The following is a 24,470-nucleotide window of genomic DNA, read 5'->3' as shown; positions in this document are numbered from 1 at the left end:
CCGAAACTATCAAGAATCCTCGTCGGCCACAGACCGGTCTCCGGCGAGTAACTCGATCTGCCCCACCGCATCGGGCGTCAGGTCACGCACGATATCGACGAACGACATCGTGACCAACCGCCGTGCCCGAACCAAGAGCACCGGCACAGGGCTCGAAGGCTCGCTGGAAACGTAATACGCGCAGATCCGGTCGAGTGCGTCCAGTACATCCTGTCGAGACTGGATCGCGCCAGTAGGTGCGGTTGGTGCCGCAATGGCTGCGGCGCCTCCAGCGGAATCCGCTGGCAACTCGCCATCAGCTTCGCCCCCTAAGTCCGCCGAATAGCCGCGCTCTCCGAGACCAGAACGGATGTGCTCGGCGATCGTCTCAAGCAGCTTCTGAAACGCGCTCAGGTCCGGTGCGTTACCGGCTCCGACACGCTCGGTCAGCGTCCGATCGATCTCGTCAACGCCCTCGATTGCCTCTTGGAGACACTGGAGCGAGTGCTGGAGCTGCTCGGCGGGTGTATCGGCCAATGCAGCCTTAATCGTCGAGATACTCGGAGACTCCTCATCGGCCTGGGTCGAAATCTCACCGCTGGCCAACTGGAGGTCCCGCAGCCCGTATCGACCCAGGCTGGCCGACGCCGTAAAAGGGCACGCTCGTATCCGGGCCTGGATGCGCATCGAGTCATCGCCGAAGGCGTCCGGCGGGGCCGCGAGCGAAGCGACGATGTTCATGCGTTCGGTCGGATCGTTGTTGTCCTCGGGATCGAGTTTCGGGTGAACACCATCCCAATGCTGCGTGACCATGCCCCGAATCAACGCCACACCAATGCGCAATCCCTCGAAGCCCTCGGTCTCGATCAGCGAAGCCAGGACCTGCATCCCGACACGCAGGTCGAGCGTGCGCCCGAGCAGCGCCGTGGCCTTGTTCTTGACCTCGCCCCAGTTGGGCTCCTCGGCCGGCACTACGACATCGCCAATCTGCCGCTCGGGTGTTCCGGCGGCCAGATCGAACAACGCCACAGCGTCCGCGTCGTAGGCTAAGTCTTCGCCGCATGGATTTTCTACTGACACACCGGCGAGAATCACATCCAGGTCGAGCGTACTCATGGGCTGGTTTCCTGTTCAAGGCTCACGGGGCGATCAAGATAGGCTAGCAACGCTTCGAACTCCGAGGTGAGCATGAACTCGGGCCGGACCTGCCCCAACACCACACCCCATGCGTCCTGACGCTCCTTCGGGCTCAGTCCGAGCGCTTCGAGTTCGCGGCGGAGCCCGCTGAGCCGACGCAAATCATCCACGAGCGTGCCTTGCTGCTGCACATGCTCTGCAAAGGCTGCGCCGAGCGTGGCTGCAACATCCTGCTCGGTCAGATACATTTCGACCTCGTCAGTCAGCATCTCACGCAGCATCGCCGCGTTGCTTGCCTCGCCCTCGGCGGATGCAAACATCGCGTCGTACGCATCCAAGGCCCGCTGGACACGGTCGCCCGAGAGCCGATCGACGGTAACCTCGTTGACCTCGGCCCGGGCAAACTCGCCCACACGATGGAAGCTGCCGTAGTCCTCATACAGCGCACGGCCAGCGAGTGCCTGCCAACGTGTCGTACCCGGCGTTTCACGGGCGAAGATACCCAGTCGCTGCAACTTCGCACGCTGGGCCGCATCAACGAACGCATCACGTTCCACCGCGTCGCCACCGGCGACCCGCGGTGCGGCGCCGGCCAGGGCCTCGGCCACATTCGTGTTCGACGGCCCCAGGGATCGAAGATCGAGCCGTGTGGAACCGGCCTGCATGTCTTCCAGCGCGACCTCACCGTACAAACGCTGCTGGTAGGATCGCAGCGTGCCCAGGCGATCATCGCCGCCTGTAGGTGAAGCGAAGCTTGGTGCGGGCCCGCCGCCAACTACCACCGGCTCGGTCGAAAACGTGAACCCGCTTCCAGACACGAAGTCGACACCGGAATCCTCATCGAGGAAGTCGAACCTGGTGAGCACAAAACCGCTTGGCCTTGAGAGCAGGCGGATCTCTGGTGCAGTCACCCGGACTTCGCCAAGCGCCGTGATGTCACCCAGCGTCACCGACCCCTCGGCGCTGAGCGCCACGTCACCAAGCACCGAGAGCTTCTCGAACTCACCGAACTCGATGTCGCCAAGCGAGACGATGCGGAGGTCACCCGAGCCCGGAACCACCTGGCCGTCCACAACCTCGGCAGTCCGCAGAATCGTGGGAACCACGGGCACCGAGTCTCGGCCGCCAGCATTCACGCTGAGGCTGCCAATCGGCACCACCGCTCCAACATCCCCCCCAAACTCGACGATCGGCAACGGTGCTCCGTCCGAACCATCACCGGAGACATCGGTCGCGAGTACCAAGTCGGCCGGGTTGCCCGCCACGCCATCGATGGCTCCCGCAAAGCTGATAGTCTCGCCCGCACGGATCGAGGTATCGCCCACGAGCACGACGGGATCGCCAAATGTCACGGCCCCGAGCACAACGACGTCGGCACCAAGCCGAGTCGCTCCGCCGGCATCCGTCTCCAGAGATGCGAGTGTCGAATCCAGCCCGATGGGCCCGAGGAGCGAAACATCGCCCTGGCTCAAAAGGGACAGAGATCGTGCGGTGCCGTCCGAATCAACGGCCCCTCGAAACTCGATGCTCTGCGCGTCGATCCGACGATCTTCCAATAACGACACCGGCCCGAGGAACGACACAGACCCATCGGGCATCAAAATGTCGGTCCCGAGTCGGACGCCGCCAGAGCCGACCTGTGACAAGACCGACACGCCCGCCAGGTCCAAGTTCTCGTTCAGCTCAAGCATGCCCGCGTTGTTGATAACCAAAGGGCCCATCGGTGCGGCGATGCTCGCGTCGATAGCGATGTTCTGCCCAGTGAGTTCGATGCCCCCCGTCCCCGTTGCCACCAGCGAGCCATTGAGCACCACCGAACCGAGCCCGTCGAGGACTCGGACCGAATCCGCCCGGACGGATCCATCGATCCGAGTCCGCATGGACTCTACGATCGTCAGCATGCCCAACTCGGCTTCTTCACCAAGGCGACCAAGCAGCGCCACGCCTGCGTTCGGTGCCCTGAGCGTGAGTGATCCCGGCCCATCGGCGCCTTGGAGGAGTTCAATGCCAACGCCGCCGTCGACATGTGACGAAACAGAAGCGTCACCTGGCAGCACTACGCGACCTTGGAAACGGACCGGCCCAACCGCCTCCAGGTTTCCGAGAAGTTCGGTCGCTCCGTTGTACGTCTGTTCACCCGCGGTAAACACGTCTCCGATCCTGTTGGTCTCGCCGGATAAAGACAAGCGAGCCAGCGGCACAGTCGTTCCGACTGGGCCCTCCAGTTGCACAATGCCTTGGTCGGCATCGATATCGAGGGCGAACGCTCCGTCCACAGTCGACAGCAGGTGAACACCACCCGAGCCTGTGCCAAGCAGACTCGTATCGCCGACAAGGGTGATACCCCGTTCAAACGCGATCTCGGATCCGGTTAGTGTGCCCGACACGTGTGCCCCAGCGTCGTATCGTTGCATTCCGCTCGTGGCAACGTCTGAGACCCTGATCGAGTTCGCACCAACATCAAAGGTTCGTAGGGCTTGTTCCGAGCCAACGGAGGAGGCCAGAGCAATGTCGCCGTTGGGTGCCCGCAGGCGCAGGTCACTTTCACCATCCACTCTGCCGGTGAACACGATGGCATCCGCCCCAGTGGCATTGCTCCGAATCGTCACGGCACCGTCCACGTCGACACTGCCATCGAGCAAGATCGACCCAGTACCCTGAGCCAGCAGATTGTCACCAACAGAAATATCGCCCGCTCGGACGCGGACGTTGCCGGATGTGCGGACCGACTCCAGAAACGCGCTTGCGGCTTCGATGTCGAGCGATCGGAGCGCCGTTGTGCCACCGATGGGTCCTGCTTGGGCTCGATCGCCCGCGCGGATCACGAGCGCCGCATTCCCGTCAACCGCGCCGAGCTCGACGTCTCCGCTCGATTCAATACGGGTGTCACCAGTGAGTTGCATCGGCCCCAGCACGATGATCGAACCGCCGACGAGTCGCTCGCCCGGACGAAGCACCCCAGCGAATCGCTGCGAGCCGCTCGTTCGAGTCTCGTTCCCGAGATCAATAGCCGCCGCCGAGAGATCGAGCGAGGCGACCGACACGTCGTCGCCAATGTCAATCGCCCCAGAGCCCACATCGGCGTTGAGCGCAAACGCGCCCTCAATGCCATCTGCCGTGCTCCAGTCCCCACCCTGGCTCACGAGCGAAGAGTCCGCGAACAGAAGCACCGGGGCCTCGAATAGGATGGCACCTCCCTGAGTCGTAATGCTACCACCGAATTCAATCAAGCTACCACGAACCGTGAGGATTGCGTTGCCCACGCCGGCAAGCGACCCGCTGACGCGAACCGAACCGAGCCCGCCGTCGAGAACGAGCGGGGCTCGCAAAGTCCCTCCGAGAACATCGATGCCACCCGTCCCGTCCGGCCGGCCGATCACGATCGAGCGGAATCCATCCGACAATCGCGCGAGTTCTGCCGCAGAGAGTTCGAGGCCCGCCGAACCACCCGGCCCGCCAAGCACGATTGGCCTCGCCGCGTTGGAGGGTTGCAGCGAAAACTCGTCCGCTTCAATGGAACCAGTCAAGTCGACGTCCCGAGCGACGATCGTGATTCGTTCGAGCCCGGATGCGCCGCCCAATTCGATGGTGCCGGCACCCGCGAATGCGTCAAGCGATCCCTGCGATACCGATGACAGGCCCGACACGACTATGTTGCCACCGGAAGAGGCCAGCGTGAGCACGGGACTGGCACCGAGTTCTATGTCTGGTAGCCTGAGTACACCACCAGTCGTTCGAAGCTCGCGCGCCGCTGCCCCCAAGATAACCAACCGCGAACCAGTGATATCGATCGAACCCGCAACCACATCCGAGCCAACAAACGAGACGTCCCCGGCGGCATCGACAACCAGCGCTCCGTCGAGCAGGACATCTCCAAATCTCGCGGACGCCCCTCCGATCTGAAGGCTCGACAAGGCCGTGGTACCACCAACCGGTGAACGCAATTCCGCCGCATCACCTCGCCCATCGATGGCAAGCTCGTGATCCCCATTGATCGTACCGAAGAACTGAACGCCTTCACCGCGCACCTCCGTATCGGTCAGTAAGGTCAAACGATTGTTGACGCGCACACTCGAGCCAGCGTCGATGTCTCCACCAAGGTGCAGCGGCCCATCAAGTTCGACCGAGCCTGTGGCCACGAGCCCACCCCCGAGCAGGAGATCCGCACCGTTGAGCGACACGTCGCCCGCCGATCGGATGGACTGCGCCGAAACTGTGCCACCGCTGTCAATCACCACATCGCCCACACCGCCAGCCGCGCCGACGCTACCGAGCAACTCAACATCACCGTTGCTCGCCTCGATAGTCAAGTAGCGCGGTGATGCCGACGAATCACCCTCGATCGGCCCGTCGACACGTACGGCCCCACTCCCGCTGCGGAGTATCGAATCGCCCGAAAGCACAACGCTGCCGGCGATCACAAGATCCTGGTTCGCTTCAAATGTACCTGTGATAATGACATCCGACGTAATCGTCGCGTCTCCACCAGCAGTTACGCTCTCACGGAACATCGTATCCGCCGCTGTGATGGCTAGGTCGCCGTTGACCACCAGACCACCCAGCGAAGCCGCACCGGTCGTTCCAAGCGAGAACGAGGCCAGCGACCGCGTCCTTCCCGTGTCACCAAGCGTGACATCGCCGCTACCTGCCGTGATCGCCAGGCTTCGCGGCATCGTAGCGTCGGCCGAATCAACGTCGCCAATGATCGTGACGGCACCGCCCGCACCGCCGTTGGTCGTGTCGAGCACGCCGTCGACTTGCAGCGTAACGCCCCCGCCGGTGAGCAGCAGATCGCCACCGCCCGTCAGGATCGTGTTGCCCAGAAGCGTCGAGCCGGTGAGTGTGAGATCCGAGCCACTGGAATCGACGATGCCCGAAACCGCCAACTGGCCATTTGGCGATCGAAGCACGGTGGAGTTGCGAAACGTCGTGTCGCCGATCTGGATCGAATGCGAGCCCGCTGCCCGACCGACCGTCACCGAATCGAACCCGAGGGCGAGCGCATCAAGGTCGTCCTGCCCGAGATCAAGGCCACTTCCCACCCCGGCCGCCGACCCCAATGCAATGGCTGTCCCATCACTTGCCGGCTCGATCAAAAGGGCTCCCCCACCCCCCACGCTCGAGGCTCCGCCAGCCAGATCAATCTCACCGGCGCGCAATCCCAGATCGTTCCCATCGGTATCGACAGCCGAGAGTTGCAGTGTCCCCGCCAGAGCACGCACCGAAACCGTCGATCCGAGCAATGTCGAACCGGTTAGTGTGACGTCGCCCGAGACACTCTCTACATCACCACGCAATTCGACGGGGCCGGCCACCGTGATATCCCCGCCCGCGTCCATCGACGCGAAGAGCGTGGCTCCACCGGGCGTGGCAATCACGATCTCGTTGGTACTCGACAATGCGTCAGCAAAACTCACCGTAGCGGCCGACACGTCCAATCGAGCGACATCCACTGCACCCCCGAAGGCCATATCTCCGGTAAGCGATGCCGTCGTTTCCAGCGTGCCCGTGAGCGTGACCGACTGCAATGAAGCGTTCCGAGCCGACAAGAACGACAGATCTGACAAACCGGACACCACACCATCAATAGTGACGTCGCCGGCACCGGCATCGAACGCAAGCGACTCGGCTGCTCCTCCTGCCGTCCCGAGCAGCGGGCCATCGATCAGGATATGACCACCCGCCGAACTGAACGCAGCGCCGATCCCGTCAGCCAGACGTACGCCTCCGGCCGTGATCGAGCCACCATCGGTGGAAACACCGAGAGCCGTAGCGACAACCAACTCGCCTGCGTCGAACTCCACGCCCGCAAGATCGGTCATGGTAAGCCCGGCATCAAGCGAAGCCGTACCAGTGGGTGCTCTGTACAAGACCGGGTCAGAGAAACTCACCGCCCCAATGGCGATGTCGTGCGCGCCGCTCCCGCGACCGACAATAATTCTCGAGAACCCGTCATCCAACGCGGCCAGGGTCGAGCCAGAGATCGACAAGTCTCCTGCCGACACGATGCCGATGGAATCGCCGTTCCCAATTGGCTGGAACGTGATGTTTCCGGTGCCACCGACCGAACCAACCCCACCCGAGAGGTTGATTCCGTTCGCGGACAATGCCAGATCGTTCGCCCCGGCTTGAAGCGTCGAGTTTACTTCGATGTTGCCGACCGAAGACTCGAAAACCGCTGCCTGGGTGAGTTGCAACGGGACATCGAACACAATGTCTCCGTTGGAGCTGACGTCCGAACCGATCCTCGCGGACCCGGCCCCACCAAAGAGAAACGAGGCAGCATCGAACGACGATCCGGACACGGTTGCGACACCACCTGAGACCACGTCAACGTCTCCGGCAACATCAAGCGACCCCGCCAGGTCTATGTCGCCCGACGCCGATATCGACAGCCCGCCGGTCGCAGCATCGATCGCGCCCAGATCGAACGCCGCGCCACTAAGCGTCGCACCCGAAGCTCCGGATACATTGAGCGTCGAGATCGAAGTCGTTCCAGTGCCGCTCACTTGCTGCAGCGAGGACGAGCGAATCGCGGTCGCATTCACGTCGTTTGCCGAGTTGATCGTGAACCCGCCGAGGCGTGTCGTGCCACCCACATCATCGCCAAGCGTGATCGACCCCGTACCGGCCGACAGATCAAGATCGTTCGCGCCGGCCACAGCACCATCAACTACGCCCGAGAATTCGATATCCCCGCCACCCGTAGTAGATACACCGACATCATTACTGACAGCTGTCGCTCCGGTGATGCGTACACCCCCAGTTCCAGCGGACAGATCCGCGGACAGCACGGCGTCACCGTCAAGCACGACACCGTTACCCGCCGCAAGCGTGCCCGCGACAGTTACCGTCGGGGCCGTTATGTCGAAGGTATCGTCGGTGCTCGATGCTGCGAGGTTCGTATCCAAGGTATTCCGCAGAGTGACGTTGCCATCAAAGTCGAACGCCAATGCCGAGGCCGCAATTGTGTGCGTTTGACCCGCAATGAACGCCCCGGCACCGCTGGCCGTGAACACACCGCCGTTCAGATCGATCGAGATACCGTCGGCCAGCCCGACATCGCCGACCGAATCGGGTAACACGCCAGTGCCCGACTCCAACACCAGATCAAGAGCCGCCCCGGTCGCCGTAATGTCCGATTGGAGATCGATCGAACCGTTGGCGTCCAGAGTCAGCGTCTGAACACCCACAAGCGATGCCACAAGCGGGTTGCCGGCGAGCCAGGTAATGTTCCCGGTTTCGGGTCCAGCGACGTCGGTCGTCACGAGAACGTTCGTTCCAGATTCGAGCACGTCGCGAATATCCGTGGCCGACACCGTGGCACCGCTGGCTCCGGGGCTGAACACTCCGCCGACCGGAGGCGTCGTCGTTGCGTCAGAAATCACAACATCGAGCGGGTCGAGCAACCAAAGGCCCCCCTTCCCTCGCGGCGCGCTCGCATCGACAAGGCCCGCCGCCCGCAACCGAACCTTGCCCGAGGTCTCGACGAGGCCGCCGTCGCCGCCCTCAGGTCCACCCCGGGCCGTAGCAAGGCCGTCATACGTCGTTGAATGATCGGCCCAGGTGATCACACGGCCGCCATCACCGAACGCGGTCGCATCGGCGCGCAACGTGGTGCCAGATCCGATGGAGACGCGGCGCGCACGATGCTCGCCCGCACCTCGATACCCGCCTCCGATCTCGATAGTCCCTCCACCACCCGGGCCGCTCGCATCAAGGGTCGCGTCATCCACGGCCACACGCTGGCCAACCACCGTGATCGCTCCACCGTGTTGGCCAGTTTCGCTCGTGCTGGCATCAATGTCACCTGCGACATCAATGCGAGAGCCACGGCCGGCACGGATCTCAACCTGCCGCGCCTGAATACTCGAACTGCTCCGTAGGGCCACGCTGAACAGATCACCCGCACCGATGGCCACCCGCTCGGCCTGGATGTTGCCACTGTTCTCAACACTCCCGTGGGGTTTGTTGCTCGGCCCGACTTGCGGCTTCGCGTAGATCCGCGTCCGCGGCGCACCCATCAGCACCTCGTCGCCCGAGCCGAGCGCGACGATGCCCTCGTCGGCGATGATCGTCCCGTGGTTCGCGACCTCACGCCCAAGGAGGTGGATGGCCGAGCCCTGGATCAGGCCGTGATTGGACACCACCCCTGAAAGCGTGAAGGTGTCGACATTGGCCAGGAAGTCCTGGTTGGTCATGTTGCCCGCAGCGGCATACAACCCGCCCACATCAACGATCGAAGTCCCAGTGAAGTAGATGCCCGCCGGGTTCACGATGTAGACCTGGCCGTTGGCGAGCAATGAACCGGCGATGATCGACGGATCGTTCCCGGTGATGCGATTCAGCACCCGCGAATTCACTGTCGGCTGGAGGAAGCGCACCGTCTCGTGGGCCGAGATATCGAATCGATCAAACGCCAGGATCGCGTTGTTCTGGGCACGAATCGTGGTTATAGGGCCGGCCCGTTCGATGGATGCCCCACCATGCACCACGCGGCCGCCCTCGGGGCCAGCCAAAGCAACGGCTTGCACTGTCAGCGTCGTCCCCGCGAGCACGAGAAGACGACCGATCCGATCCGACGTAGGACGAGATTGGCGAGCATCCATGACATTCCCCCTATAGAACCCGCGCAAACGCGGATGCCCCACCTCTAATAGACCACGGTGAGCGAAAAATGCACGCGGCCATCCCAACTCTTTACGCCAGCCGACTCGAGATCGCGGAGTGGGAACGCCAGATCGACCCGTGCGCCCACACTCCGGCCAAACCTCAGCTCGGCACCGACTCCAGCCCCGATAAGTGTATCGTTCCCCTCAAACGAGAGTGCCCTTGTGTCGGTCACGAACCCGACGTCCGTAAACGCCCGGAGGATCAGGTCCCAATCGGCCTGGCCATAGGGCTGGGGCGGAGCGAACCGGAACTTCTGCCCCATCGCACGACGTGGCTCCGGCTCAACCGGGAGTGATCGAGCAAAGTAATACCGATATTCGGCGCTCCCGATCACCCCGCTGTCGCCCGAAACAGCTGACTCGGGATAGCCACGAACGGAATAGAACCCGCCGGACTGGAACTGCGACGACGGGATCAGCCGAGAGTCGATAGCGTACTGCCAACGAAGCGATGCTGCGATTTCATGCGCGAGCGTCGAGGTCTCTGGGGTCGATACGTCCCTCCACCCCAGCGGATCAAGCAGCGGTTCGAGGAACGTTGATCCTTCCACTTGGCCCCGAAGAACATACCAATCGCGCGAGACATCGATCCGGCCGAGCCGTTCAACGCCGGCGGCGCTGGTCGCAGAAATGCCCGGCAGCGAGAATTCCAGATGGGCATCAGCGAATAGCGATGAGGTATCCCGCCTCCGCTCGACCGACACGCCCACACGCGGCAGGAGGAAGTTCTCATCTCCCGTAATGTCGATCACGTCGTTTCGGATGCGCTCGCCTGACCAACGAACTCCGCCGTACACATCAACGAAGAGTTCGCGGCGTTGGAACACGTTGACGCGCACGTCGCCGCCGACCGAGACACTCTCGCCGCTGAAGGTCTCGTCTGCGGCTCCTACGTCGCTCGCCTGGAACTCGCTATACGAAGCACTCCCCCGGAAACGCACCCGATCGCTCCCCAAGGGCGTGTCATAGCTCGCAACGACCGCTTGGGCACCATCGAACGACGCGGTGATGTAGTCGAGTTGGAAGATGTCATCGCGGCCGGTCAGCTGAGTGTGGCTGAATCCCAACCTCTGGCGCCACTCTCCGGTCTGTGACGTGCCCGTGTTCGAGACCTGGGCGAAGAGCGACCACGGCCTGTTCTCACGCACGAGGTATTGCAACTCCGCCTCGTTGGGCTCCGCCCCCGCCGCCACCGCCACATCAACCCGACGATTCGGATGGCGGCTGAAGCGGAGCACGTAGTCATCCAATTCGCGGGCTCTTAGAAGATCCCGACGCTCCCCACTACCTTCCCAGGGTTGGATAGGCGAGTTCTCGATGATTGGCTCGTGCTGCGGTAGATTTACAGTACTGCCCTCGGCCGTGCGTTGGAACCGTGAGCCCGAGCCAATCGTGGCAATCGACGTGACGCGGCCGACGCGAATCACCAGTCGGAGGCTCTGCCGGTCCGCAGGACGCAGATCCTCTCGCGTGAACGGGTCAACATCACTGCCCTCTGTCGTGACATAGACACCGATGATGTCCTGCGCGTTGAACCACCGAACCAGTGCCGAAGCGATCACGTCGATCGCGCTCGCCCTCAAGACGACCTGCTGATCATCGCGTAGGTCGATGAGCAGCAGCGTGACGGTCTGGAGGCCTTCGTGCGGCGAGGCAAGCGATCCGTCAGGGGCAACACCCAACTCGATCGGAATCTGGCGGGCACCAAGCAGCAAGGGCAGGCCAGAGTGGTCGTCGGCGTACTGGAGGAGGATCCGTGTGATCGGGTAGGCGGGCTCGGCGAGAACGCTCGGAATAGGGCCGGGTCCTGTATCGAGCTCGCGATCGGAATCGCCGGCCTCGACCTGAGTTTGCACATCGGGCACCTCCTCGGGTACCGGCTCAACGGGTACTTGAGCGGCATGCACCCGACAAGACGCCACAACGCAGACCAACACCATCAGTGTGACCAATTGCTGGCGTATGACGATGGAAACGGTCATTGGCCCACCTGCGTCAGTGCGTGATCGGCCCAACTCAGGAAGGAGGGTTCGAGGGAATACGGAACCTCACTCGTCAGCGGCAGGCTAAGCGGCGACCGAAGGAGGCACGAGAGTGCCGCGGGCCGCGCCGCGCCCAGGATCGTGTCGATCCAGCCGCCCTCGAACCCATGGATCAAGAGCCGCGACGGCGAGCCACCCCACAGCGAGAGGAACGTCACCCACGCCGCCAACGCATTAGCATCACGGCCAATCGATGGCACACGCACCTCGGGATACGCGTCGTCGAGCAGGCCGGTCCGGTTCGGGTCAAGGCGGTACATCACACGCTGGAGCCCCTGTTCCGGGAACACTCCAGACGTTCGGAGCGCCGCGATCGCCTCTTCGGGGCGAAGCAACGTCTCGAGATGTTGGGCAACCGCACGTTGGAGGCTCTGGCCCGCGTCGACTGTGAGTTGCCGCACAGCGCCCGCATCAGTTGTTGCGGCGCAGCCCGATTCCAGCCGCTCAAGCTCGGGCCATGCAACCTTGATCGCGACAGCAGGCGGCAGCCCCTCTATCTGAGCGCACGCCACCATCGGATACTTCGTCCGGCCCTTCCCGTCGGAGGTTGGCCACAGCCGACCAACGAGCGACACTCGGCCAACCTGCCATAGAAACACATGTCCGAACTTCGCGATCCGATCATCTGGTTCGAGCTTTCCCCAATAGCCCGAATCGATGTTTGAAGCGATGCCGCCGGTATACAACATGCGCCGAACCATAATGAGTTCGTCCGTGTCGAGCCCGATGTCGTCGATGTGGTCATCCCAACCGGGATGCTTGCCAAAGACCGCAAGCCGGGCGGTCGGCGGGCGATCGTCTGGCGAACCCCGTAGCCAGTCTCGCACAGATCCAAACACGCCGGGCATTACAGCAATCCTTTAGATTGTGTTTCACACACTACCATGTTCATCACGGGCGAGGCCACGCGCTCACATCGAGCCAGGCCGAACGTTCCGGTACCGGATGGCTGAAACGAACCCCTATCCAGTAGTTCGTACGATCGCCGCTGGGCTCCACGATCGTAACCGGTACGCGCCAGACACCCTCGAACCCTTGCTCATCCTCCACAGGCGACGCCCCAGAGTCGAGCAAGAGCCCGACCATCGCCCACGGACCATCCAGCAATGCAACGCTGACAAAGTCCTCGCTCGGCACCGTTCGGAAACGCAGCTCAACATCTCCGGCTTTGCCCACGGGTACCGAAATCCCCGTTTGAGGCTTCGCAAGGTTGGTTGGGATCTCCGAGATACCGTCGGAAGTCGAGAGCGCGCCTCCGCCTCGATCGATCTGCATGTGGCGAAAGCGATCCACCCCAGCCGTCGCCGGCTGCTGGTCATACGGCAGGATAACCAGTTCAGCCATCAAGCCCTGCCCGCCGGGTGCCAGCCATTGCGTGATTTGCTCGATGCCATCGAACCATGCTCGCTCGCTCGATGTGTTGAGCACCTGGCCGCCTGTCATCCGCTGCAGCAGGGCGTTGACATCCGCGAAGATGGTCTCGGCACCCTCGCCAATCGTCTCCGCAGCCGTGCTGGAAGAAGGTGAGGCCGACTGCAACCGGGCGAGGGTCCGAACATCTCCGGCCGCCGTCAGCAACTGCTCGGGCCCGAGTTGAGTCTCCACGCCTGTGCAGAACGGAATGGCGCGATACTCGCCTGCCAGCCTTGAAAAGGCCGCATGCGCCTCATTCTCGCTGCCTCCGGCAAGCACACGAATGCCAGCTTTCACAACACTCTCAAAGTACGGTGCCCCCCCACCCTGGGACCCCTTATACGCTGCACCCAAGTAACGGCTTCGGAACTGGGTCGGCGTGAGCCCGAGGAGGCGCTCACGCGCCCGAGTGCCGTCTTCGCCCATCTCAATCCACGTGTTGATCGCGTTGGTCCATTGGGTCTCCGCAGCGGCATTGCCCAGGCTACCCGACTCGGCAGTCAAGGCATTACGTACGTTCTTAACGCGGCCCGCCAACACCGTGTCGAGTTCCGACGGCAATACATCCATCGCGCGCCGAACACGCTGCGCATAGGTCCCAAGCGTACCGATCACTTCGAACACGGTCATCAGCCGAAGATCGTCGCGATACTCGTTCCAAGTGTCATACGACTTGGCCGACGCCATCTCGGGCACGGTTCGGGTCCAGTACTCGACATAGAGCCGCAGATATCCATCCATGACTGCCTGTTCCGATCGCAACCGCCGGAGCACCGCCTCGCGATCAAGCATTCCGGCAGGTGTTCCTTCACCTTCCAGGCTCGTCGTAGACAACGCCGTTTCCCAGGCCCGAAAAAGCCCGTTGGCCGCGTCGGGGTGATAGCGACGATCGATGGCCCCACCCTGCATCTTCGTCATGGGCAAGACGGGCATCTGGATCGGTTCCAGCAGCTCGGCTTGCTTGGCCACTTCGAGTGCGATCTCTTGCGAACTCTCGGGCAACGAGTCAAACAACGCGTCGAGTGCATCAGACTGCAACGCCCGCTGCGCTGTTGCCATTGCAACCCTCAACGACTCCCGAACGCGAACAAACGACGCATCGTCGGGTCGAGCGACACGAAGCCGATCCAGTTCCTTGATCGTATCTCGAACACGTTCACGAGCATCAACCACGCCACCGCTGCCAACCGTCAGGTCGCCTCGCTCGGCCTGACTTGTAAGCAAGCCATGGGCAGCCTCGAACATCTTGAAGCGAACTGCAAACGATCGATCCTGAATGAGTGCCGACTGAGACGGAGCCAGGACAGCCCCCGAGCTACCAGCCAAAGACGACTCGGCCTGAGCAAGCTGATCTTCCACGGAAGATCGGATGGCCTCGCGGGCCGACTCCAGGCGTTTCACGATGATCGCGATATCAGGATCGATGTCAAGAGCCACCGAACCAGGCAATGAGCCCGGCTCGATATCGGCACCAACTCGCGAGCCGCTGTCTTCAACAAGTTCGTCTGCCTTGCGCTGGAACGGCCCGAGATCGCTGGGCAGCCCGACTTGGGTCTTCGGTAACTGCTCGCGCAGCGTCACGAAGTCCAGCTCGAACGCATCCAAGGCATCGGAGCTCACCCTGCTTACCATTTCCTTCGGCGTTGCGTCTAGATCCAAACCGGCGCTTATTGCGGCCTCCACAGCCAAAGTTAGCCTGTCTCGGGCACCCTTCAGCACGTCATACCGTGCGAGCCAGAGCTTCACCGCCTGGTCGTACTCTTCCCGCGTCTCGGCCGAGCTAAGTCCGACGTCGACGAGCAGCGCAGCCTCGCTCTGCTCGAACGTACGGCTCGCATCAACTAACTCGATGAGGGCCCCAGCCGAACCCGCCAACTGCCCCCCCCCGGACCACGCTGCCTCAAACCGCTCGATACCTGTAGCGATCGCCCGCCGTGACGCGAGTGTCGCCGCTTCCATCGTTTCGGGTGGCCAGCTCGCGCTATCTGCATAAGCAAAATCGGTCGCAGTTTGCGCATCGGTGATTACGCCTTCGCTGACCTCGGAATCATCCGAGACCACGTACCCCAAGAGCGGCTCAAGCGCGATCACACTGCGGCGAGACGCGCTTGGCGTATGGCCAGCCGCGAGCGTTTCCAACCTCATAAGCTCGGCAAGCGCCAGCGATGCGTGCTCGCTCCAGGGCTCGTCGGTTTCTTCGGCCATCTTTCGCCTGGCTGCCTCGATGGTTGGAATGAGCCAAGTACGATCGATGACGCGCCGGAAGGCTCCGAACCGTTCAGCTTCCAAGTCAGCCGAGAACGCGGCGACAACACTGAACATCGCCGGCACCTTTAGCGGTCGCTGCATACGCGGGAGCAGGTCGGCACCGGCGGTCCCAACCGTGCTGTCGAACCTCGCGGTCGAGAACGGATCGGACGCCCTGGACACAAAGTTCGTGCTACGCGGCGGGTCCGAGGCCAGCGCCGAGACTTCCTGATCGCTCGCGTCGCGGGTTACACCGGCCAACTCGGTCCAAAATAGCTTGGGTTCCCCAAGAACCTTCCTGAATCCAAGCCCCCCGATCCAAGTCAGCGTCAGCAACACAACCACAACCGCGCACGCGCTGCCAAGCACGACCGTACGTCGGCGTCGCTTGAGCTTCTCGGCGCTATCGGCCCGTGTCACGAGCCCCCGCTCGCGGAACGCCTTCTCGGTAAACACATCGCGCAGAAAGTACGAACGATCCCGTTCCCACGCCCGGCCCTCGGGGAGCGAGTCCACCGGCACGCCGAGTACATCAGCCAACTGAGCATCCAAGGCCTCGCCGTCGCGCATCGACGAGGTGAAGTAAATCCCGCGCAGGAACAATGGCTTGTTCGACCACTCCCCGGTCACGAAGACGAGTTCGAGATATCGTCTCAAGCGGGGCAACATCGACGCCACACTCTGCGGGAACGCATACAACGCGTCAACCTCGTCGATCCGCTTCGCGTCCGGGCCCAGCCGAGGAGCCGGGTCGGCGAGTTGTGTCGTCCGCCGCTGCTCCAGCCGCTCGATCACCTCGACAAAATGCTCGTCCACCTTGGCCGGGTCAAACGGTTGGTCGAGTGGAGCCGGATTCGACCACCCAAGCATCTGGTGCTGCTGGCGAGGATCGGAAAGGTCCTCGAACGTCTCTCGGAACCCGTTGAGCAGATCACACTTGGTGACGAGTACGAATACCGGGAACCGCACGCCCAAGACCCGCTGGATCGAATCGAGCTGGGTCGCGATGCGCCGGGCCTTGCCCTCCAGTTCCTCGGCCGTGTCCTTAATCAGGCTGTCGACCGGCAGGATCAGGAACATGCCATTAATCGGGCAGTTTGCACGGTTTGCACGGAGCAGCTTGAGGAACTCCTGCCACTCGCTCGTCTCGCCAGCATGGACTTCCTCGAACATCAGGCGGCCCGCGGTGTCCAGCAACACGGCTTGGTTGGCGAACCACCAGTTCATGTTCAGCGTGCCACCCGAACCCTGCAACTCGTCCTGCATACCGGGCGGGAATCCAATGTTGCTGTGCCGTATGGCCTCGGTCTTCCCCGAACCAGGCTCGCCCACGACCATGTACCACGGCAGGGCATACAAATCTTTGCCCGCCGCCTTGAACCGCTCGAGCCCGGCGCCAAACGAACGATTGAGATCGTCCAACCGCGCTCGGCGAGATGGATCGCTAATGCCCTGGGGTGTCGTACCGCTGTTGGCGGCCAGCCCCACAAGGAACGGGTTGGACTTCTTGCTATCAATGCGCGCCAGCACTAAGCGGTAGCCCACCAGCAGCAGCGCGATGAACACGAAGCCGGCCAGGAAGATCAGCATCACTCCCAAGCCACCAAGCAGGAACGCGGCAACAAGGACGACGGCGAGAACGACGCCCACTAGCGCAAGCTTGGCCGCCATCGGAAGTTCGGCGATCTTGGCCAGACTCATTGCCCATCCTCCATCGCCGTGCCCGCTCCCGAAATGTCACGGAACGTATCGACGAGCGAACTCGCCGACGACTGATACAAGTACGTGTTCGCGCCAAAGAGGACGACGATCAGGCCCACCAGGACGAGGCCAATCATCACCAGGAGCCTTCCAGGAGGCTGGATCAGGTCGCTCGAATCCGTATGCTGGTAGGCCGGCGGGCAGAGTTGCTCATCGACCGATAGGTTCGAGCGATCGGGCAATCTGACGCGGAGCTCGGCCATCTTCGCGCGCACCTTTTCGGGTTGTCCCATGTAGAGCCCAGAAAAGCCTAATCCAAGGCAAACGTAATACACCTCGAGTTCTTGCGCCACGTCCGCCCCAGTCTCGCCCAGGGCTTCTTCAACCAAGTCAAAGAACTCCTCGTCACCGGCCATCTTGCCGCGATCGTGGGCGATCTCTTTCCATTCCTGGGCCCACGGCAGGCTGCTCTCCTTGACCATGAAGTCAACGAAGTAGATCAGCGCGAGCTCTACCCGGTCGAAGCGACGCGACAAGGCCGGATCCGAAGCGCACTTCGCTCGGGCTTCGGCAAGCTTGCCGAGCACCTCGGCGCGAACCGCGGACGCGTCGAACATTGCCCCCTTACGGACCGATCGATTCAGACCGCACATGTAGAGCAGTAGAGGTTCGCAAGCAGACAATAGCTTCACAGGGATCGACCTCCCATTGGGATCTACGACGGGACCGTCATGAACAGTGTGGCCTTCGTGATCTCAAGTTCATCCATCCGGGGCGAGACGATCGACATTGCCCCCTCACCAACGATTCGCTCCCACATCGTCTCGCTCTCGGCCCGAAGCAGCCGGAAGTACCGGTGGTCCGAGCGAGCAGGAAGCTGCGTGGGCGGATGGCGTTCCTCGGAAAGCCGAACCCCCCGGATACGCAACTGGGCCGAATCTTGTGACATGAGCTTGAACGTCGCCGCGTCCTGCACTAATTCGGTGACGAGGCCCGGATCGACCGACGTCTGCAAGCACAAGAAGTACTCGTTGGGTCGTTCCAGGTGGTCTTTGGTAAGTGTCGCGACCCAGGCTCCATCCTGCTCGGCAAACTTCGTGGACAGGTACGAACGGGCCGCTCCGGGCGCGAGCAGCGAGCGCGCGTACGCATTGAGCGTCGAAAACACCTCGCCAATCCGGTCATGGTCGTATGCCGGAAGCTCGCGCCGCTCGGACTCAGGCAGCAGGGCCGCAAGATCGGCAATGAAAGCGCTCAACTCGATGTAGGCGTGCCGCGGAGAGAACCCCCACGGAGCGGCCGCGATGCCAGAGAGTCGGGCGCTGCCCCGGCCGATGGCCTGGAGCTTCAGGAGTTGGGCGATCTCGGCCCCGCGCAGGGTTTCGACCGACATCCCGGTCCGCGTCAGCTGCGCGGAGAGTTCGCGGGATGCGGCCTGGGCTTGATACGACAGCTCCCGCAACAAGTGCCCAAGCCACACGGAACCACCCACCACCAACACCGGCGCCGTTGCCCCCGGCACGGGCTGGACAACAGCCTCCTCGGCACTCCGACGCAGCCGAACAAGCGGGATCACCTCCAAGTTCGGATCGGCCTCGGGTGAAAGAACAAGCCGTGCGTTCAGCTTGCGCACCATCATGGGCCGGGCACTATCACCGGTATTCTCATCCGTCCGCTCGGTCTCATGAACCACGAAGCGGTGGTCTGACGATCCATCTGTACCTTCACCGACATTTGCGCCGTGCTCGTGGTGCAGCGGAAGCCCCAGATACACCGTTACGCCATCAGGATTGCCATCAAACGCATCGCCGAGTTGCAGCGGCGATAAGTCCGCGTTGCCTGGATAGTCAACGAACACGCCGCTGGGCATCACAGCCCGCAGTCTGTCGTACCGAACGACCAGGCTGCGCAACCCATCCTCGGAAAGCTCCGATGAAACCAGCCCATAGGCATCGGATCGGGCCATTCCACGCTCTTCGGCGGCGACGTCATAGATCTGACGTTGCAGCGCCTGCAGGTGCTGGGGAAGCAGGAACAACCCTTCATGCCAATGCACACGCTCAGCCATCGTCGCCCACTCTCTCACGAGTTTCGGAGTCACCCATCAGTTGTTCCACATACTTCGAAAGGTCAGCAAGCACGCGTGCCTCGACGCTTGTTTGATCGAGAGAACCAACGTGCGCCCGATAGGAACGCCAATTCGCCGCAGGAAGGCCCTCATGCCAACGCTTCTCGAGCTTCGCGTGCGACTCGATCTCGTCAGGGTCGAATCGCCCGATCTGCTGGTACGCGGAGAACCCCGCCTGGCTGAGCGAGGAAATCAGTGCGGTGGCCAGTCGGCGTGTCCGCTGGACCTCGACCTCGAACTCGGACGCGTCGACCTCGCCGTCCAGGAACTGCCTGACGATTCCGCCCAGTGTTCGCTCGGCCTGCTGGGCTCGCGCCGAGGGTGAGATCTGCTGCCACGCCGCCGTCGAAACCCGATCCAGGGTGTCGCCAAGATCGATCAGGCGCTCAAGCGTAATCCCCATGCGCTCCGGATCAGCGGAGGCGGGCGTGAAGTGTGGCTCCGATGGCACGAATACGGCCCCCACTCGAATGGCAATAACTCTACCAACACTCGATTGATTACCTAGTGTAATCCGAACGAATAAATTCGAGTCCACGTGCAAGAACCTCTAGGGCTCCCCCGTCACGTTCGGCAGAATATAGGCTCCGGCTTCGAGCAGGTCGGCCAACGCCTCCCTAATAGGTTGGCGAGAGATTACCCCGGGCGCATCGAACGCCAACCGCACCCCAACATCACTGAACCCGGTTCGTGCCCGCGCCATCGGCAATGGCCACATCTCAAATGACCGGTCGGCCGCATCACCCGAAAGGCTCGATCCGCCCACGACACCAAACCCACCCCCATTGGCCTCAACAAACTCCGCCACATTCCCTACGAGGTGCCGGAAAGGCTCACCGTCACCATCATCAACGGGCAGGAACCACACCGTGCTGTCATCGGCACCACTTGTTGCTGGCTGGGCATCAAAAGCAGACTCGTCCGGGTTCGAGATCCGAACGCCCTGCGCTCGCAACGTACTCACGTGCTCGTTTTGAGCCGCGAGGGCGGAATCTCGCAGGTTCCAGGTAACACCTGTAGCATCGCGCAACTCGCGATACGCGTCGCGATACTCCTCCCGCCGGGGCAGCCGGCAGCCCGAGAGTTCCGCCACACGAGCAGCCGCCAGAACGGAGACATCCTGCATCGGGTGCGCGATCGTCGGCGAGGGATTCGTGGCAGCATCCAGACCGCCAGCAAGCACCGCTCGACCACTCATCGTCGGATCCTGGACCATCCAACTGCCGTTGCCGAGCAGCCGGCCGCCTCTCCACGCCCAGCCTCGCGCACCGGTCCATCGCGTATCGCCTTGCCGAGCACCGGCCAATTCGAGCCACTCGGTTGCGAGTTCTTCCCAGGCATCGCTCCGGCTCGCGATGGCCGAGAACAGCCCGATCGACAGCTCTTCGGTCGCGAGATACACCGGGTCACCGCCCGCAACGGGAACAAATGCGAATTCGAGCCGACGCTCGATGCCATCGATGCTGCGAGTGAACACGATCCGAGCGTTATCTGGCGAAGCTACGCCCCTCCACCCGACGGTCGCCGGCCCCAGTGTTGTCGGGTCCGCGGACACCCCTGTATCCGTGAGTATTTCCTGAGCGCGATTCAGTGTCTCACGAGCTTGCACCAATGATTGCGCCATATCCAAAGCCGTAATCCGATCCACAAACGCCCGAGCGGCCTGCCTGGCCATCGCATCATCGTCGGCGCCCGCCAACAACAGTGAGAAGTCACGCACCGCGATGTTGTACGCTACTTCCCCAGGAAGCACAGTTCCATCATCGAAGAACTCCGAAGATGCGCCAAGAACTTCCTCAAGCTCCGCGACAGTCGATACAACACTGTGCGCGCGGAGCCATCGTTCGAGCCCGAGAGTCGCCATCCGCGTTCGCATCGGCTCACCCGCTACTTGGCTAGCAGCAGCTAGAATCCCGCGAAGTTCTTGCTCGCGACGAAACTCGGTGATCTCAGCGGGCCAGTTTGGTGTTGCCTCTGACATCCGAGCCCACGCATCCACCACAACCTCGAACGGATCGTCCAACTGGATGGCAGCGAGCGACTCTCGCGCACCAAGGGATCGCAGCTCACGAATCCGCGTGATGATGGTGCCAAATTCCGGCATCGCCTCGGGCACCAGCATATCAGTGAACTCGGGTCTGGCCGCCCAAGCATCCCACGTCGAAAGTGGTGCCGCTCCAGCGCCGCCCTGCACGTGGCCCAGCAACCCTCGTGACAAGTCCTGCCGAGCCGAAGCGAGTTCTCTAAACATCAACACGACCGTGCCGAACCTCGCTTCGTTCATGCGTTGTGATACCGCAAGGCGAGCAGCAGCCTCCGGATCATCAAGTCCACCACTCGAAGCCCAATCCAACTCTGCCAGCATGGTTCCAATTGACTGATTAGTAGCTACCCGATACGCATCGGACACTACCTCGCCTCGAACCCCTTCGGGCAGTTGCTGGGCCAGGTCGTCCACAGCCGAGGCACCTGAGGACGATTCCACCAACGTCAGAGTATCACGTATCTCACGCACAGAACGCGCAAGCTGGCGAACGTCTGCATCGCCGGCGTGCGTTGTAATGAGCATGTCCCTCTGGCGACGCCACACCGCATTAATCTGTGGGGAACCCGATATAGACGATTCCCTCGCGAGCGTATCCGCAAACTCACTCATTGTCGTCTTAGCGACAAACTCCAACGCGGCCAGCGCCGGCTCAATCTCACCAACGGTTCGCGACAATGACACCGCGTCCGCAGACACCGATTCCTGCGTCCGGCGATTCCACGATCGGGCTGCGAATAACTCAAGTTCTCCGGCAGCCGATACCAGTTGATCCAGTAACGCCTCGGCCTCTTCGTCTCCGGGCAATGCAGCCTCTACACCAGACGCACGCACTGCGAGCGCATCGATGCGGGCCCGAATCGCCATCGCTGGATGCGGATCGGCCGACAAGTCGATCCGCTGATAAATTGGATCCTCGGCCAGGACAAGAAGTGTCTCGAACGCTTCGAGAGACAAACCATCAGCACCAGCAGGCACACGCGTCTCCGAGTTGAGCAGTTGCGCATCCAGCCCTTCCCAGCGATCGCGCACCATGGCAACGAGCCGCTGGTACGTACTAGACCAGGTCAGTATCATGGCCTCCAGCCCCCCCAGTGGATCGCCAGCGCGATCGACCTCACGAGCAGCCGAAGCCAATGCCTCATAAAACTGATCGAGCAACGGATTACCAGTCGCCTCAAACAAGCTGGCACCGGTTGCCAAGTTCTGCCACTCATCCTCGATTCTTGTGAGCCGCTGCCCACGCGCAATCGCATCCTCAACAACCGCGGCCAGCCCCTGCGGAGCATCGAGGTTTACGCCGGATCGTAACTCTGCAGCAATAAATGCCAATCCGTTCCAACCACGATCCTTGAACAACACCTCAAGATCCGCGAGGCGATCGAGCAATGGCCACCGGTCTTCGGTTAGTGCCCGCTCGATCGAAACAGCCACCCCAGCGGCCCGCCGAACGGTCGCCTCATCCGGAGATTCTCCACCCAGCGCGTTCCATTGTTGGGCAAGATCCGCGTACGTCGGCATCCCCTCGACCCCAGCAATAGCTCGTGGATCCACCACAAGCGAGCCATCACGCACCCCCCGAATGCTCGAAACGACCTCCCGGTCCAGATGCTCGTCACGCTCTAATACGTCGGTCGAGACCTCCTGAACAAATCGCAGCAACCAACGATCGCTCGCCGAACACAATGCCTCCCACTGCTTCTGACTCTGCGCATCCCACGTCATGGCTTCCGGCTTGGGATCGGGCTCGTTCTGAAACACCAGGATGCCGCCAGCCACCGAGACCACTACCAGTGGCACCGCAACTGCGGCAACCACTCGTGATCGTGGCGCGGCTCCGCGCGTCGAACCGCGTATTTGAGTGATCGCCTCTTCTGGGCCAACGTCCCCATCGACCAGGCCATGGACCACGCGACACCAGACCTCAGCACTCGATCCCAAGTGGCTCCATCGTTCGAACGACGCCACTCCGTCCTCACAACTCGCTTGCCCCGTGGCAAAGAAGTGCAGGAACGCCCCCACACTCCGGACATCCTCGTCCGCCGAGACGTTGACATCAGACCCGGGATCTGTCAGTAGAACTCCGGCAGACCGCAACGAGAGCCGTGGCAGCAGGATGTTGCCCGCTTTCACGTTCCCGTGTGTACCACCTGATGCGTGAAGCACACGAAGGCTCTCAAGAGCGGCGATCGCGATCACTCGCAAGAGTTCGGGTGACGGCTTCATGCAATGGCGAAGCAGAGTCTCGCCCGAGAACGGACAATACGGAGTAACAACCTCGCCCGTGCCCGACGCGACTACGCGAGCGACTGCCGGACACGACTCGGCCAACTCAGCTTGGCGTTCCGCCATCGCCGCAAACCGGTCGGACTCGATGCGCCACCGCCGCTCACCCACGACCTCACGATCGACCACGAGCCGCTTGCGGACGGCCACACCATCCGGCCCACGCTCGATCGCGCACGCCCTGATCGCCCCTCGCGATATCTCACGGCGGGCATCAGAGCCACCGCTCGAAGTCCGCATCATGCCAGCCCCACGCTAGTTTTCAGCCGGACGAACGCGTGTCAATGGAACCAGGCCGCTGCGTTGCACCTCGATCAGGATCTGCTTGCTCGACCAGCGGTTCTTCGCCAACGGCAGGATCAGCCGACGCGGGTCTTGGTCGCCAGCCCGGTCCTCTCGCACGCCCGGGAGGTTGATGATCACGAATACGTGCGTCGCCGACCGCTGTTTCCAAGTATCCCAAATCGGGTCCTTGGCATCGAGCGTCTTTGGATCGGGGCTCTCGTTCGAGAACTGCACCGTGTGCTTGGGAGCCTCGGCTCGCAACGTGTCCTGCCCACTAAAGTACTCCGTCATGGAGTGGTTCGACCATCGCTCCATGTCGAAGTCGCTCACGCCAACGAGGTCGGCTTCCAATGACGGGATGGCCTGGCCGTCTGCTCCGCGAACGCTTGTACCCAATTGCATGGTCACGTCATACCGGCCGGCGGTCTTCCCGCCACCACAGCCGACGCACATTGCCAAGAAAGCGATCAAGGACACCAAGGCCAACACCCGCGACATAATGGACGCCTCCTATTTTCGATTCATCTGATCGGCCG

10 protein-coding genes are annotated in these 24,470 nt (G+C 62.2%); all 10 read right to left on the bottom strand.

Features of this window, described 5'->3' with window-relative positions:
- Positions 1 to 9: 9 nt before the first annotated feature.
- On the bottom strand, positions 10 to 1,095 hold the full coding sequence (gene tssA, locus NCW75_03850; protein ID UYV13422.1) for a type VI secretion system protein TssA: 1,086 nt from the start codon (positions 1,093 to 1,095) through the stop codon (positions 10 to 12).
- Entirely contained in the window at positions 1,092 to 9,725 is an 8,634-nt protein-coding gene (locus tag NCW75_03845) for a filamentous hemagglutinin N-terminal domain-containing protein (protein ID UYV13421.1), read from the bottom strand. The genes tssA and NCW75_03845 overlap by 4 nt, the downstream gene beginning before the upstream one ends.
- A 44-nt stretch (positions 9,726 to 9,769) precedes the next feature.
- Positions 9,770 to 11,770 carry a hypothetical protein gene (locus tag NCW75_03840; protein UYV13420.1) on the bottom strand — a complete coding sequence of 667 codons (2,001 nt, stop codon included), beginning with the start codon at positions 11,768 to 11,770 and terminating at the stop codon, positions 9,770 to 9,772.
- On the bottom strand, positions 11,767 to 12,678 hold the full coding sequence (locus NCW75_03835) for a hypothetical protein (protein UYV13419.1): 912 nt from the start codon (positions 12,676 to 12,678) through the stop codon (positions 11,767 to 11,769). Before NCW75_03835 ends, NCW75_03840 begins: the two co-directional genes overlap by 4 nt.
- A gap of 43 nt (positions 12,679 to 12,721) precedes the next feature.
- Complete coding sequence (locus NCW75_03830; protein UYV13418.1) at positions 12,722 to 17,191, bottom strand: hypothetical protein; 4,470 nt, start codon at positions 17,189 to 17,191, stop codon at positions 12,722 to 12,724.
- Complete coding sequence (locus tag NCW75_03825; protein ID UYV13417.1) at positions 17,188 to 17,844, bottom strand: DotU family type IV/VI secretion system protein; 657 nt, start codon at positions 17,842 to 17,844, stop codon at positions 17,188 to 17,190. Before NCW75_03825 ends, NCW75_03830 begins: the two co-directional genes overlap by 4 nt.
- Positions 17,845 to 17,906: 62 nt before the next feature.
- The gene (gene tssK / locus NCW75_03820; GenBank protein ID UYV13416.1) at positions 17,907 to 19,259 is read right to left on the bottom strand and encodes a type VI secretion system baseplate subunit TssK; all 1,353 of its coding nucleotides are present in this window, start codon (positions 19,257 to 19,259) and stop codon (positions 17,907 to 17,909) included.
- Positions 19,252 to 19,770, bottom strand: a complete 519-nt coding sequence (locus tag NCW75_03815) for a hypothetical protein (GenBank protein ID UYV13415.1) — start codon at positions 19,768 to 19,770, stop codon at positions 19,252 to 19,254. Before NCW75_03815 ends, tssK begins: the two co-directional genes overlap by 8 nt.
- A gap of 99 nt (positions 19,771 to 19,869) precedes the next feature.
- The gene (locus tag NCW75_03810) at positions 19,870 to 23,562 is read right to left on the bottom strand and encodes a hypothetical protein (protein ID UYV13414.1); all 3,693 of its coding nucleotides are present in this window, start codon (positions 23,560 to 23,562) and stop codon (positions 19,870 to 19,872) included.
- A gap of 342 nt (positions 23,563 to 23,904) precedes the next feature.
- Positions 23,905 to 24,336: a hypothetical protein gene (locus NCW75_03805; GenBank protein ID UYV13413.1), complete on the bottom strand. Its 432-nt coding sequence runs from the start codon at positions 24,334 to 24,336 to the stop codon at positions 23,905 to 23,907.
- Positions 24,337 to 24,470 lie beyond the last annotated feature (134 nt).

This window comes from Phycisphaera sp., assembly GCA_025916675.1.
Classification (GTDB): domain Bacteria; phylum Planctomycetota; class Phycisphaerae; order Phycisphaerales; family UBA1924; genus JAHCJI01.
The sequence above is the reverse complement of the archived record's forward strand: the minus strand, read 5'-3'. Positions and strand labels throughout refer to the sequence as shown.

Coding starts and splice junctions, on each gene's coding strand:
- tssA (UYV13422.1), bottom strand. CDS start 1,095: ATGAGTACGCTCGACCTGGATGTGATTCTCGCCGGTGTGTCAGTAGAA.
- NCW75_03845 (UYV13421.1), bottom strand. CDS start 9,725: ATGGATGCTCGCCAATCTCGTCCTACGTCGGATCGGATCGGTCGTCTT.
- NCW75_03840 (UYV13420.1), bottom strand. CDS start 11,770: ATGACCGTTTCCATCGTCATACGCCAGCAATTGGTCACACTGATGGTG.
- NCW75_03835 (UYV13419.1), bottom strand. CDS start 12,678: ATGCCCGGCGTGTTTGGATCTGTGCGAGACTGGCTACGGGGTTCGCCA.
- NCW75_03830 (UYV13418.1), bottom strand. CDS start 17,191: ATGAGTCTGGCCAAGATCGCCGAACTTCCGATGGCGGCCAAGCTTGCG.
- NCW75_03825 (UYV13417.1), bottom strand. CDS start 17,844: ATGTGCGGTCTGAATCGATCGGTCCGTAAGGGGGCAATGTTCGACGCG.
- tssK (UYV13416.1), bottom strand. CDS start 19,259: ATGGCTGAGCGTGTGCATTGGCATGAAGGGTTGTTCCTGCTTCCCCAG.
- NCW75_03805 (UYV13413.1), bottom strand. CDS start 24,336: ATGCAATTGGGTACAAGCGTTCGCGGAGCAGACGGCCAGGCCATCCCG.